Origin of the sequence: Pseudoalteromonas sp. bablab_jr011 (assembly GCF_016464045.1) — a bacterium.
GTDB lineage: Bacteria > Pseudomonadota > Gammaproteobacteria > Enterobacterales > Alteromonadaceae > Pseudoalteromonas > Pseudoalteromonas lipolytica.
In genome coordinates this window covers 1-14,713 of the sequence record NZ_JACDWU010000316.1, presented here as the reverse complement: position 1 = coordinate 14,713, position 14,713 = coordinate 1, and the positions used below count along the sequence as shown (strand labels likewise).

Below are 14,713 nucleotides of genomic sequence, written 5' to 3'. Positions count from 1 at the left end.
ATAATTAGGTGATTAGATTCGATGGCGAAAACAATGTTACTAGTTATATTTAAGCAATTTTTTTTATTAGGCTGCATGAGTTTCGGTGGCCCCGCAGCGCACTTAGGCTATTTTAAACGTCACTTTGTCGATAACTTAAAATGGTTAAATAGCGAGCGCTACGCACAACTAATAAGCTTAAGCCAAGCATTACCGGGTCCTGGGTCAAGCCAAGTAAGCTTTGCGATTGGGGTTGAGAAAGGCGGTCTATTGGGCGGTTTGTGTGCCTTTATTGGGTTTACTCTACCGTCTTTTTTAATTATGTTTTTTTTGGCACTGAGTGCCCACCAATTTGGTAACATTTATTTTGCTGTTATTGCGGGACTTAAATTATTTGCCATCGTTATTGTCGCTGATGCAACTTACAGTATGGCGGTGAGCTTTTGTAAAACACATTTACTTAAACTTATCGCGGTATTAAGCACGTTATCGTTGATTATTTTTTCACAGTTTTCCAGCCAAATTTTTGTGTTAATTATAGCTGCGATTATTGGCTGGCTTTATCCACAACATAAACTCCCTCAGCATGAGAATGTAAGTAAACCCGTTAAAGTATCGTGGTTACCTTTTATCATTTTTGCAGTATTGCTTATCGCGAGCTTTTTACCCTTTGGCGAGTGGTCCTCACTATTTGCTCCATTTTATCAAACAGGAGCGATGGTGTTTGGTGGGGGGCACGTTGTGCTACCTATTTTGCAAGCAAGCATACCAAGCCTTGAAACCGAGCAGTTTTTGTCAGCCTATGCCAGTGCACAAGCAATTCCTGGCCCTATGTTTACAATAGCGACCTACTTAGGGGCTGAACTGACACCTCATTCTCCCCTATTGGGAGCACTTATTGCGACGCTATTGATTTTTTTACCGGGCTTTTTATTGATGCTTGCATTTTTAAAAAGCTGGCTACAATTGGCTGATAAACCACGCTTTGCTGGCAGTATTGCCGCTCTCAATGCTGCGGTAGTCGGGTTTTTAGCGGCAGCACTCTACTCGCCGATTTGGCTCAGCACAATCAACAACATATGGCAGATTGTATTAGTGGTTACAGCCTTCACATGGTTAAGGGTCGCTAAGCCCCCTATTTGGTGGTTATTACTTGGCTTTATTGGTATCGCTTTGGCAGTGCAGTCGCTCTAGTCTTTACTTTTAGGCGCCGCGTTAACCACTTTAATACTTGGTTTATCTACGACATGCTGCTCATTAGCCGAAAATTGCCCCGTCACACTCTGATATGGGCGCAATCCAAAAATAGGCAATACTGCAAGCAGGTGATCCATGATCTCTGCTTGTAGATGTTCGTACGATATCCAACGTTTGTCTTCGCTAAAGCAATAAAACTCAATTGGTAAGCCATGATTAAATGGCTGAAGTTCTCGCACCATGAGGGTCAAATCACGGTTAATTCTTTCATGCTGTTTCAAGTATCCTTCAGCATAACGACGAAATAAACCTAAATTTGTAACAGGATCAGGTAACGTTGTCACACGAATGTAGTCGTGCAGAGGTATCGCGCTATTTATTTGCGTATGGAAAGCCTCATCAACTAAACGAATGCTGTTCATATCTATATTTAAAGAGCGTTTAATTCGACGACCACCCGACTCCTGCATACCCCGCCAATTTTTAAATGAACCGGCCACCAACATGTAGGTAGGAATGGTGGTAATCGTGTTATCCCAGTTACGCACTTTTACCGTGTTCAAACCAAGGTCGATAACCTCACCATCAGCGCCATAGCTATCAACTTGAATCCAATCACCATAAGTAACTAAGCGATTAGCAGCAATTTGAATACTGGCAACAAACCCCAAAATAGTGTCCTTAAACACTAACAAGGTCACCGCTGCAATGGCACCAAAACCAGATAAAATATAGGTGGGCGACTTTTCAAGTAATATACTGACGATCAAAATAGCGCAGATCATGAAGGTGATCAGTTTCACAACTTGAATCAAACCTTGTATGGGCACTTCTCGGGCAAACTCCAGCTGGTTATAAATGCCCCCAGCAATACTGACAATGCTGCTGATGATAAAACCGCCATAAATAATCAGAACAATTTGACCAATGGTTTTTAAAACTAACGCTGCCACCTCTGTGACAGGGTAAACATTGTCGAATGTTGCTAAATACAACACGCAACATAAGGTTCCTGCAAAACGTCTATTAAGTTTAGTTAGCATGGGTGCTAATGCACCAATGCGTTCTGGCGAAAGGCGCGTTACAACACTTTGTATTCCAGGAAGCATTAAGCGCCGAGTAAAGACATACACCAGCAATAAAGCAATCACACCAATTGCGGTGGCTGTCAGCGCACTGAAAAGCTCCGCATCTGGCATTGCTTCAAACCAAGGCATAACCAATTGTTGCAGGTGAGTTTGCTTCATGGTGCTTCAACTTCCTTACTGATATTTGCTACCAGGCTACCTTGTTTGGCCTGATAATAATTAAATAATTGCGCGTCTTTTTGAAGCCAAATTTCATTGATTCGTTGCTGAAAAGCGGTTCTAAATTCACGGTCATGTTGATAATCACCAATCATCTCAGCACTGATAGCCTGCACATGTATATCTACTTTAATGAGCGTTAATCGGCCACGCATTAAGTTGCGACAAATATGACTGCCCTCACCTTGGTAAATAATAGAAGTATTAAGTAACGCATCAAACTGTTCACCCAGCACTTCCAGCGCAAACGCAATCCCTCCCGCTTTGGGCTTGAGTAAATAACCAAATGGACTGCTCTGCTTTGTATGCTTTTGCGGGGTAAAACGTGTCCCTTCAACAAAATTAATAATGGTGGTTGGGTGATTACGAAAATCACGACAGCTTCGCTTGGTCCGTTCAACATCAAGGCCTTTAAGCTTTGGGTTTTTAGCCAGCTGCGACTTACTGACACGCTTCATAAAAGGCATTCCCATCGCCCACGCACCCGTGCCAATAAAAGGCACGTACTTTAGCTCATCTTTTAGAAAAAACTTTGGCGCCGGTAATACATCAATCGCACTAAGCACCACAATATCTAACCAACTCATATGGTTAGAAATAAGTAAGTACCAGCTATCGCGATTAACATTGCCTTTAATATTAATTTCAATATTCGGGCAACCTAGCCACAGAGCAAAACGATTCCCTTTGCACCATCCCCGATAAGCACCATGCAAAATGTGACTAATGATGTTGAATGGTAAAATAAGTTTCAACACACCAAACAGCAACACAAGGGTTCCCCAAAGAATGACATTGGCAAACAGCACAATACTGACCAACAATCCGGTTAACCAATTTGGTAAAAATTTCTTTAACATATGTGTGCTCTCAGCTGTGCCAGCAGCATCTACTCAGCTTGCGATTCAAACTGGGCAAGCTGCTGGTTTTTCTCTTCCCAAATACGATTTAACTCCGCTTGAAAATTCACTCTAAAGTCTGCATCACCAGTGTAATCACCTATTAAATTAGGACTGACATCCATCACTTCAACGCGAACATCGATTTGCTTCACTCGGCCACTGGCAAAATCCACAAAACTTGGAATACCACCCGGGTAGTGAATAGTGACATTAACAACTTTTGAGATCTGCTCACCCATAGCTTGCATAACAAACGCCACACCACCCGCTTTCGGTTTTAATAAGTACTGAAAAGGGCTCTTTTGACGCGCATGTTTTTCAGCGGTGAAGCGCGTGCCTTCCACAAAATTTACGATGCTTACTGGCATTTCTTTAAATTTTTCACAGGCTTTACGCGTTGTTTCTAAATCTTTTCCGCGCAACTTTGGATTTTTCTTAAGCTGTGACTTGCTAGTACGCGTCATAAACGGAAAGTCTAACGCCCACCATGCAAGCCCTAGAAAAGGAACGTATATCAATTCCTTTTTCAAGAAAAAGTTTAAAAACGGGATACGGCGATTAAAAATACGCTGCATGACTAAAATATCAACCCAGCTTTGATGATTAGCAATCACTAAGTACCAGTCTTTTGAGCGAAGTTGCTCAAGGCCCGTTACATTCAGTTGATAAGAAGCAAATACATTTTGGTTTATACCATTGCACGTAACCCACACTGTGGCACATTGCTTAGCAATCCAACTCATCAACTTTTGTAATGGTTTAATTGGAATGAGTTTAACCAAACCACACAAAAAAATAGGCACGAACCAAAACAGCGTATTTAGGGTGTAAAATAAAATACTCAATACACAACGAATAACGGACATTACTACTTATTCCTTTAACCTTTAATCTTCAAAATACGTATAGCCAGCAAGGCCCGCATTTAATTCAGACAAATATTGTGCCTTAGATTGCGCATCAATTTCCAGCTCATCCACACGTTTTGCGAAGTTGGCAGCCAGAATATCGCTATCATAGTCAACGAACTTTAATACGTCCTTAACACTGTCGCCTTTAATCGCATTGGTTAATTGGTAGCCAGCCTCTGTCAGCTCTACGTGCACTGAATCGGTATCACCAAATAAATTATGTAAGTCGCCTAAGATTTCTTGATAAGCACCAACTAAAAACATGGCAATGTGGTACTGCTGACCTGATTTATACTCAGGGATAGGTAAGCTGCTTTCAATGCCTGTTCCCTCAACATAATTGCGAATTTGACCGTCTGAATCGCAGGTAATATCTTGAATGATAGCGCGTTGAGTGAGTGGTTTATGTAAATTTTCAACAGGCATTACAGGGAATAATTGCTGGATCCCCCACACATCTGGCAACGACTGAAACAGTGAAAAGTTAACAAACAACTTATCGGCAAGCTTCTCATTTAAATCGTCGAGCACTTCACGGTGTGCACGCGCATTGTCGCTCAGTGAAGCGCGAACGCGATGTAAAATAGTAAAATAAAGTTGCTCAAGCTTCGCCCATTCCAGCATCGTCAGAAGACCATGGACATATTGATCATGTGCTTCGCTAAATAAATGCATTGCATCATGATAAATCTCCAGCGCCATGCGAGGTGTTAAGCGCTGTAAGCATTGCCACATTTCATCTAGCACTAAAACATTGTTTGACTCTGGCGGAGTTGGATTTACATGATTTGGCGCACGCTCGACATCAATCACATCGGTAATCAATACCGCGTGATGCGCCGTTAGCGCACGCCCTGATTCGGTGATTATTGCAGGCTGCTTTAAGCCATGTTGTTGGCACACTTCTGCAAATGCATTCACAACATTACGCGCATACTCATCAACACTGTAGTTCATAGAACACGCACTACGTGAACCAGACCCTTCGTAGTCAACGCCTAGACCCCCACCTACATCAACGGTATTAAGTGGTACACCTAACTGGGTTAGTTCGGCAAAATGACGTGCACATTCACGAAGTGCGCGATGAATGTCACGAATATTGGCAATTTGAGAACCGATATGAAAATGCACCAATTGCATTAAATGTAATTTGTTTCGCGACTGAAGTAATTCAACCGCAGACAGCACCTGCCCAGCAGTTAAACCAAACTTACCTTTTTCACCCCCCGTGTTCTGCCACTTGCCTTTGCCCACAGAGTTTAAACGAATACGAATACCAATCGATGGTTCAATGCCCAAGTCATCAATTTCAGCTAATAAGGTGCTAAGTTCTGACAGTTTTTCTACCACAATATGCACTTTGTGACCTAAACCTTGACCGATACACGCTAAACGTAAAAATTCACTGTCTTTGTAGCCATTACAAACAATGGTAATCGGTTCTTTGGCAACACCTAAAATTGCCATTAATTCAGGTTTAGAACCCGCTTCAAGACCCACTAAACCACTTGGGTGAGCAAGTAGCTTTGTTACGACCGATCGTTGCTGGTTCACTTTAATTGGGTAAACACACGTATAAGTGCCTTGATAGTCGCGAGCTTGACGAGCTTTAGTAAAAGCGCTTGTCAGCGTATCAACCCGATTTTGCAAGATATCAGTAAAGCGAACTAAAACAGGTAAGGTAAGACCTTGCTTCTTAAATTGCTCGGTGAGTTCAGATAAAGAAATTGCAGATTTAGTTTGATCACCGTCAGGGTAAGCGACCAGCTCACCTTGTGCGTTAATATCAAAATAACCGTCACTCCAATGAGCAACATTATACGTTTCGCGTGCTTTGTCTAAACCCCAAGTCATGGCCATGTCTTCTGTAAATTCGTTAAATATAAACGCGCATTTTAATACGCTCGCGCCTACCACGCTAACAAAAATTGCCCTATATGCCAAAGTGATAAAAAATATTCGCTATACTGATTAAAATTTGATTGAGCAATTGGCCAAGCACTGGCAGAATTGCCCCCTTTTTTACCATTAACTAAAAGTGTATAAGCAAGATGGCTAATTTAGATCAAAACAACTGGTTCACTGAAATTAGTGACCGTGATGGTAGCGCCTTTTCACTGCGTATAAACAAAAAGCTTGATGAACAGCAATCGCCGTTTCAAAAAGTAGAGATGTATGAAACAACTGACTTCGGTAATCTTATGATTATTGACGGTTGTACAATGGTAAGTAGCCGTGAGAACTTCTTTTATCACGAAATGATCAGCCATCCTGCTCTTCTTGCGCACCCTAATCCTAAAAATGTAGTGATTATCGGTGGCGGTGACTGCGGCACATTGCGTGAAGTATTAAAGCACCCTGGTGTTGAAAGCGTCACGCAAATTGATATTGATGAAGTTGTAACGCAAATGTCGCTTAAATACTTCCCTGAATTATGTGAGTCAAACCAAGACCCGCGTGCCACAGTGATGTTTGATGATGGCATTAAATACATGCGTGAAGCTGCGCCAGAATCAATTGACGTGGTTATTGTTGATGGCACCGATCCGGTGGGCCCAGGTGAAGGGTTATTCAACCATGCTTTTTATACAAGTTGTCTAACAGCACTTCGTCCTGGCGGCATACTCATTCAACAAAGTGAATCACCGCTTATGCACATGCCTTTATTAGTTGAGATGCGTGACGCGATGAAAGACGTGGGCTTTAATGACCTACAAACGCTGCCATTTCCACAACCAATTTACCCAAGCGGTTTATGGTCAGTTACTCTTGCACGTAAATCACAGGCATTTGATGGCTTTCGTGAAGACGACGCGAATACACTAGCTGAAGGAACTGAATACTACAACGCTGGTATTCACTACGGCGCACTAGCAACACCTAACTACATGAAGCGCGCTTTTGAGAAAAAGTAATGTAAGGTTGTTTATTGATTAAAAAGGGCTCGCTGAGCCCTTTTTTAATTCCTTTAGAATAGTTTACGCAGAGGGGCATTACACCTTAAAACGGTTCACTAAATGATTTAGCTCATTGGTGAGCTGATTCATTCGGTTTGCCACTTCTTGTGTTGAACTTGCCAAGCCGCCTCCTTGTTGGGTTTGATCATTTAAATCAGATAAATTCTGGCTAATTTCATCTGCAACAGCCGTTTGCTCTTCAGTGGCCTGTGCTGTTTGCATTGCCATATCATTCACTTTTACCGATGAGGCTTGCATCGCATTAAGCACGTCATTCGTTTGTGTGAATGATTCAACAGCTTCATCGGCAAAACGCTTACCACTGTTTATAGCCTGCAAAGATTGCTCAACGCTTGAAGCAAATTGTTCAACCATGGTTTGAATATCGTTCGTGCTTTCTTGAGTACGCGTTGCCAATGTTCTTACTTCATCGGCAACCACTGCAAAGCCCCGACCTTGCTCACCGGCACGCGCAGCTTCGATTGCCGCATTCAGTGCCAGTAAGTTAGTTTGCTCTGCGATTGCACGGATCACTTCCAGTACCTTCGCTATATTATCTGAGCTTTGTTGTAACTCGGTAGAGCGCTGCGTTGCGTGATCCATATTCTCAGACAAAGCAACGATTTTCTTACTGGAATTATCAACCGCTGATAACCCCTTCTTAGCCAATTGCTGAGAATTATCTGCTTCATGAGAAGACTGTTGCGCCACATTTGCGACTTCACGACTTGCAACACTCATTTCGTGTACTGCACTCACAATTGACTCGGACGCCTGACTAAGCTTTTGATTAACCTGATGGTTCTGATTTGAAAACGAATCTAGATCATGCCCGAGACTTTGTAATTCTTTGGCTTGTTCGAGTATGTCTTTTATCAATTGCTGTAAATTATCCAAGAAGCGATTAAACGCGGTTGCTAAATCTGCAAACTCATCTTGGGTTTTAACATTAATACGCCCAGTTAAATCACCATCACCAGACGCAATTTCGTTTATTCGTTCAGTAACATAATTCATTTGGGTCGTTAACTGTCGTGGAATGACATAACTAAACCAACCCGCAATCACTAATACCACGGCAATCATTATCATTAGTAATGCTTTAAAACCTGTGATTTTATCCATTAGCTTTTCAGTTTCGGACTGCGAGGTTTGTTCTGCCACCTCACCCGCTTTATCTAAAATGTCACGAAGCGCCGAAAAGGACTGTTCTGCCATTTGATTTTGAGACGCACTGGTTGCGCTATTAATATAGGCTGTCGATGCCGAATACCATGCATCAAAAGCACTATTAAAATTACGAAACTGCGCTAACACTTCTGGATAAGGTGACATGTAAGATAAATATTGTTCAAAGCGCTCTTGCACTTGGTCAGCATTTTCTTGATGTTCCGCTAGAAAAGACTGATCACCTTTATCCATTGTCACTAAATGCAGCTCTGCCACTTTCGCTTGATACAAATCTCGATCTGCATTCACGATAACTGACACCGCATTTAAAAATCGCTCCGATTGCGTATCTATGGCTTCTTTTTGTAAGTTAATTAAATAACTGTAGCCAGCTATTAATATAATAATAGCGACCCCAAGCAACACAATGGGCAGTGAACTTTTGACACGAATACTCTGTAACTTCATACGTTTTCCTAATTCAAATTCGAAACCAGCTCATTCCTTAAGATCTTAGTAGAAAAATAGTAAAAGTGTGCGAAATTAAAAATACAAAATGAGGCGATTTAATTAAGGCGGCTATTACAACCTGAAAATTGAATACGTATGCAGATCACTCGTATTAGCAGGCAAGTCAATTTATGCTTAAAGCTTATAGGAACATATACGACAACAATCCATATTCTGCATCGCCAAGGAATAATAATGAAATATACAGCCTTACTACTCGCAGCCTTCTCAGGGACGTGTTTAGCGCACACTACCACGGTCAGTTCGCCTGATGGGCAAATTAAAGTCACGATTTCTGATGAACAACACACCCCTAGCTATGAAATCAGCTTTGCGGGAAAGCAAGTTATTGCACACTCTGCTTTAGGACTTGTTTTTAAACAACAACCTGCAATGAGTGAAGGCTATAAAATTAGCAGCCAAACGACTAATTCTGTAAAAAGCAGCTGGGAACAACCTTGGGGTGAACGCCAAACGGTAGTTGATAACCACAACGAAGTTGCTGTCACCTTTAAAAAGCCACAACCCCAAGGTGGCACCTTTACCGTGCGTTTTCGTGCCTTTAATGATGGGGTCGGTTTTCGCTACGAACTACCGAATCAATCAGGTTTTGAAGATGTAGAGATCACCAAAGAGCTCACTGAATTTGCAATCACCGATTCAGCCAATGCAACTGCATGGTGGATACCTGCTCGCGGTTGGAATCGATACGAATATGTTTATAACACCACGCCTGTTCACAAAGCTCCTTTAGTACACACTCCGTTTACTATTAAAAACAAAGAAGGTGTTCATATCAGCATCCACGAAGCTGCGCTGGTCGATTACGCGGGTATGGTATTAAACCAACGCCGTGATGGTACTTTCCAAGCTGACTTAACACCGTGGTCCGATGGGGTTGCCGTTAAGAAACATGGCGCATTCAACACGCCGTGGCGTACTATTCAAATTGGGGATGAGGCAGTTGATTTAATTAACTCTGACATCATTCTCAACCTTAATGAACCAAATAAACTCGGTGATGTATCTTGGGTTAAGCCCGGTAAATATGTGGGTATTTGGTGGGGTATGCATATTAATGAAAATACGTGGGGAAGTGGAAAAATTCACGGCGCAACGACCGCAAACACCAAATACTATATGGACTTTGCCGCACAATATGGCTTTGATGGTGTACTTGTCGAGGGATGGAACATTGGTTGGGATGGCGACTGGTTCTATAACGGTGATGTATTTAGTTTTACCAAACCCTATGACGACTTTGATATTGCAGAGCTTACTCGCTACTCCAAAGAGAAAGGTGTACAGCTAATTGGTCATCACGAAACCTCGGGGAATGTCACTAATTATCGTAACCAAATGGAAGATGCCTTTGCCCTGTATGAAAAATCAAACGTAAGCCAAGTAAAAACGGGCTATGTTGCAGACGGTGGCAATATTAAACGTGTTGATGAAAATGGCATAGTGCGTAAAGAGTGGCACGATGGTCAATTCATGGTGAATGAATACCTTTATAACGTGAAACTTGCAGCAAAGCACAAAATCAGCATCAACACTCACGAACCCATTAAAGATACTGGCTTACGCCGCACTTATCCAAACTGGATTGCACGTGAAGGCGCGCGAGGCCAAGAGTTTAATGCTTGGGGCACACCGCCTAATCCACCGGAGCATATTCCAATGCTTGCCTTCACACGTATGTTAGCGGGACCAATGGATTTCACCCCTGGTATTTTTGATATGGGGTTCAATGGGTTGGGTGCTGATAGTAATCGTCCACAAACAACACTTGCAAAGCAACTGGCGTTATACGTAGTACTGTACAGCCCTATTCAAATGGCTGCTGACTTACCACGCAATTACTTAGCAAAACCGGATGCGTTCCAATTTATTCAAGATGTGCCTACAGATTGGCAACACAGTATTGCGCTTCAAGGTGAAGTAGGTGATTACGTTGTCTTTGCGCGCAAAGAGCGTAAACGCGATCACTATTCAGGCAATGACTGGTACCTAGGTGCTGTCACTGATGAAAATGCACGTACACTGCAAGTTAAACTCGACTTTTTAGAGAAAGGTAAACGCTTTGAGGCGCAAATTTACCGTGATGGCGATAAAGCTGAATGGGTTAACAATCCCTACGACTTAAAAGTAGAGAAACGCATTGTGTCTGCAAGCGATAAACTCACTTTAAAACTTGCCACAAGTGGTGGTGTCGCGATTCGTTTTAAAGCGCTGTAAAATAAAGTCACAAGAAAATGATGCTACAACCACGTTGTAGCATCATGTTTAAAGGTATTAATTTATTTTTAATAACTGATCAAACAAATCGAACACCTGATCAAGCTCTTCAATTGTGTTGTAATGCATACAACCAATACGCACTACACCCCCTGTGTCTAATACACCTAATTGCTTGCATAAACCTTGTGCATAAAAGTTGCCATCCCATACACAAATGTGATGTTTACCTAAAAATTCAGATACAACACGCGGTTCAATGCCTTCAAAGATTAATGCAAAGGTTGGAGTACGCATTGATAAGCGCGCAACGTCATTAATACCAAACAATTTAATACGTGAGTAATCGGCTAAGCGAGTTAAGAAATGCTTACTGAGCGTCATTTCATGTTGTTTAGTAATAGCAAAAGCAGCCGCTAATTTTTCTCGGCGCGAATGACTATCATCCAACTCGCTAATAGCAGCAATGTAATCAACGGCAGCAATTAAGCCAGCTAAAGCTTCAAAGCTTTGTGTCCCCGTCTCCCAACGGCCTGGGATGACGTCTTTCGCGGGTTCTACTTTATACGGGGTGAAACCTTCTAAATGCTCACGCTTACCGTATACAAGACCCAAATGAGGACCAAAAAACTTATAGGCAGAGCATGCTAAAAAGTCACAATCAAGTGCTTGAACATCAATCAGCTCATGCGGTGCAAAGTGAACTGCATCCACGTATACAAGAGCACCAACAGTATGGGCAAGCTCGACAACTCGTTTAATATCGTTAATTGAACCAGTGGTGTTTGATGCATATGTCACGGCAACGAGTTTTGTCTTACTTGATAATAAACTCTCAAAATGAGCCATATCTAAGCTACAATCGGCTTCGTTAATTAAAGCCGTTTTAACTAATGTGCCTTTATCTTCAGCTGCTTGCTGCCAAGAGGATACATTTGAGTAGTGATCTGCGTTAGTGACAATAATTTCATCATCAGCAGTCCAATCTCGAGAAATCGCACGGCTAAAGCTAAACGTGAGGCTTGTCATGTTAGCACCAAACACGATTTGCTCTTTAGAAGGCGCATTCAGTAAGTCTGCCGCTGCTTGGCGAGCATCGGCCATTAGCTCAACAGTTTTATCACTTGAGAAAAAAGCACCGCCTAGGTTTGAGTTGAAATAACCTAAATACGCACTCATGGCACTTAAAACAGACTGCGGTACTTGTGAGCCACCGGGACCATCTAAGAAAACTGGCGATGTACCAGCCACATTTTGCATTAATGCCGGAAATTGACGACGTAATTGCGTTAAGTTCATCGTATTTTCCTTACGCAGTTAGCACGAAGCAATCAAGGTAACCCTCTTTGCTTGCATCTAATTTATTCATTGGTGTTGCGTTGTGCCACACTTCACGGTCATTAATGAGTGCGAACATGCCGTCTTTAATTTCCATTTTAAAGCAAGGATCAGCTTGTTGATTCTCGTAAACAAGTAGCTCACCGCCTTCGAGATTTTCATGTGATACACCACAGACACATACATGGTCGAAACCATCTTGATGAACCCCTTCAGGTGCAGCAGGTGTGTCACTGTCGATCGCAAGCATTCTAAATTGATGAATTTCAATATCACGGTCAGCACTGATGCCGGTCATTTCACGGAATTGATGAACAATTTGCTTCATGCCATCACTGGCTAATAAGCTGTCTTCAAGATTCTCATAGGTACGCTCTACATTACCTTGAAACGTATTGATTGAATCATCTTGAACAAATGCTTTTGTTGGTTGTAATTTTAATTCGCCATCAACCACTTTAATTACCGAATAGCGACGTTTACGAAATGCGCCATCTGCGTATGGGTTAGCGGGTAAATTAGCAAAAGAAGGCTTTACTGCGTCAATATGTGATTGGCTTACAAAACGAAGTTGTAAAAGATTCTGGTTGTTTAATGTAGTCATAAAGATCTCGCCTTAATACGTTGAGAATATTGACGAGGATTTTAATGCAATTGATGAGGAAATTTTGCGTTTTTATGTAAACACAACCGGTCTATTGTTTAATTTTAAGATCGTTTTTATTCTTATTTTAGAAGTTTAATCTAAAAAAATAAAAAGTGCTGAAATACACCGTTTAAGCTTAGGGTACCTATTTCAAACCGCTAAATAACAAGACAATGTGAAGTTGATAAAAAGCCACAGCGAACCGTGGCTTTTAGTTTACTCAATAAGTTATGGTCGTCGTATCTGAGACGCTTACAAATTCACTCGCGTAATCTGCTTATCGGAATGTACAGTCTCATTAAAAAAGTGAATCACCGAGTATTAATAGCTCCATTGTAAGCCTAATGCAAACGATACATTACTGTATTCAACTTCAGGTACACGAAGGCGTTGACCGTTTTCTAGATTCTTGGTCACAATATCACGTGACTTATACTGAGCATCGATTCCACCAATCAATGCGATATGAGACAGTACTTGATATCGCATTCCTACCCGCCCCATAACACCCCAACCATTAAAGCTATCGGTGAGTGTCGAGGTTTCAAATTGCGTATTCTGAATCTCAGAATACATAGGTGTACTTAATTCAGTTTCAATATACCAACTATATTTATTAAAACTCTTTTGCAAGCGACTATCGTAACGCGCTCCTATGGTCAGCAAGATCCCCATTTGATCTTCAGAAACCGAAATAACCGGACGTAACTGCGAAGCATAATCCTGCTGCTCTCCTGTATTATTACCTGAATTCATACCGGGTAATGTAAATCGCGCGGGATTATTTGGGTCATCTGATAATGCGATTAATGCTTCGTCGAATGCTGTTGCACCGGGTTGTACAAATGCAAAATTCGAACGCGTGAAACTAGAAGTAAAAAACTTTGTCCCTAGTGTAAATTGCACTGTTTGAGAAAAATTATACGCCCCCTTAAAACCTATTTCATTCGCTTTCGTTTTAAATGCATTTTCTTGAATAGCACCAAAGTCATCCATGTACCACGTCTCAGTTTCAATTTCTGTGGATATTGTTGCAGCACTTTCAATATAAAAGCCCCAGTTATCATCGATACCTGTGTATGAAATTTGCCGTACGGCAGGGTTTGTTACATCAATAGATTGATTAAGTTTCCCAAAGCCTGCAACATCATTTAAAGTTTCGCTGTAGCTAATTGTTTCGAAACCTACTCTAACTTCACTAAAAGAGGGGTTAACTGCCAATACAGAACTACTAAATGGGAGTAGAAAAAGGAGTGCTTTCATTATTCAGTTCCTTGAAATACAGAGTCTGCGTCGCCAAGAAATAGATGCAGCCCTTCCTTGGTTACACTTTTAAACATTAAGTTACACTAATTAACTTTTTACATTAATCAGTGTAGACAAACGTATTAGTATTTCAAATAAAACTGAACAAATGTCTCGTCCTAAAATACGTTGACGGTTTTAATTGAAGGCCAGTAGCTTTTGCTCCTGGTCTTTTTTATGCACTTGGTTTGGGGTTTCCATGCCTAAACTCAAATGCGGCCTCATTTCATTGTATATTACTATTGATTCT

At 41.5% G+C, this 14,713-nt stretch carries 11 protein-coding genes; 3 read left to right on the top strand and 8 right to left on the bottom strand.

Annotated features, from left to right (window positions below):
* The first annotated feature begins 33 nt into the window (after positions 1–33).
* Positions 34–1,173: a chromate efflux transporter gene (chrA, locus tag JIG41_RS20520; protein ID WP_036974289.1), complete on the top strand. Its 1,140-nt coding sequence runs from the start codon at positions 34–36 to the stop codon at positions 1,171–1,173.
* Here chrA and JIG41_RS20515 read toward each other — a convergent pair.
* From JIG41_RS20515 to speA, 4 genes are read right to left on the bottom strand one after another with little or no spacing between them, the layout of a single operon-like run.
* Positions 1,170–2,423, bottom strand: coding sequence for a mechanosensitive ion channel family protein (locus tag JIG41_RS20515; protein ID WP_036974091.1), 1,254 nt, complete (start codon positions 2,421–2,423; stop codon positions 1,170–1,172). The genes chrA and JIG41_RS20515 overlap by 4 nt on opposite strands.
* The gene (locus JIG41_RS20510; protein WP_036974092.1) at positions 2,420–3,343 is read right to left on the bottom strand and encodes an acyltransferase; all 924 of its coding nucleotides are present in this window, start codon (positions 3,341–3,343) and stop codon (positions 2,420–2,422) included. The genes JIG41_RS20515 and JIG41_RS20510 overlap by 4 nt, the downstream gene beginning before the upstream one ends.
* 29 nt (positions 3,344–3,372) lie before the next feature.
* On the bottom strand, positions 3,373–4,251 hold the full coding sequence (locus JIG41_RS20505) for an acyltransferase (RefSeq protein ID WP_036974093.1): 879 nt from the start codon (positions 4,249–4,251) through the stop codon (positions 3,373–3,375).
* Between the two features lie 21 nt (positions 4,252–4,272).
* Positions 4,273–6,153, bottom strand: coding sequence for a biosynthetic arginine decarboxylase (speA, locus tag JIG41_RS20500; protein WP_075594197.1), 1,881 nt, complete (start codon positions 6,151–6,153; stop codon positions 4,273–4,275).
* 197 nt (positions 6,154–6,350) lie between these two features.
* Between speA and speE the strand changes: the two genes are divergently transcribed.
* Complete coding sequence (speE, locus tag JIG41_RS20495; protein WP_074989836.1) at positions 6,351–7,214, top strand: polyamine aminopropyltransferase; 864 nt, start codon at positions 6,351–6,353, stop codon at positions 7,212–7,214.
* Between the two features lie 78 nt (positions 7,215–7,292).
* Here speE and JIG41_RS20490 read toward each other — a convergent pair whose 3' ends face one another.
* Complete coding sequence (locus JIG41_RS20490) at positions 7,293–8,894, bottom strand: methyl-accepting chemotaxis protein (RefSeq protein ID WP_199525360.1); 1,602 nt, start codon at positions 8,892–8,894, stop codon at positions 7,293–7,295.
* Positions 8,895–9,131: 237 nt separating this feature from the next.
* Between JIG41_RS20490 and JIG41_RS20485 the strand changes: the two genes are divergently transcribed.
* Positions 9,132–11,174 carry a glycoside hydrolase family 97 protein gene (locus JIG41_RS20485; protein ID WP_036974097.1) on the top strand — a complete coding sequence of 681 codons (2,043 nt, stop codon included), beginning with the start codon at positions 9,132–9,134 and terminating at the stop codon, positions 11,172–11,174.
* 57 nt (positions 11,175–11,231) lie between these two features.
* On the opposite strand, the gene JIG41_RS20480 is transcribed toward JIG41_RS20485, so the two are convergent.
* The 3 genes from JIG41_RS20480 to JIG41_RS20470 form a co-directional block, all read right to left on the bottom strand.
* Positions 11,232–12,473 carry a cysteine desulfurase-like protein gene (locus JIG41_RS20480; RefSeq protein ID WP_074989839.1) on the bottom strand — a complete coding sequence of 414 codons (1,242 nt, stop codon included), beginning with the start codon at positions 12,471–12,473 and terminating at the stop codon, positions 11,232–11,234.
* Between the two features lie 10 nt (positions 12,474–12,483).
* Entirely contained in the window at positions 12,484–13,116 is a 633-nt protein-coding gene (locus JIG41_RS20475; protein ID WP_118843926.1) for a 2OG-Fe dioxygenase family protein, read from the bottom strand.
* A 363-nt stretch (positions 13,117–13,479) separates the two neighbouring features.
* Positions 13,480–14,421: a hypothetical protein gene (locus JIG41_RS20470; RefSeq protein WP_075594170.1), complete on the bottom strand. Its 942-nt coding sequence runs from the start codon at positions 14,419–14,421 to the stop codon at positions 13,480–13,482.
* Positions 14,422–14,713 lie beyond the last annotated feature (292 nt).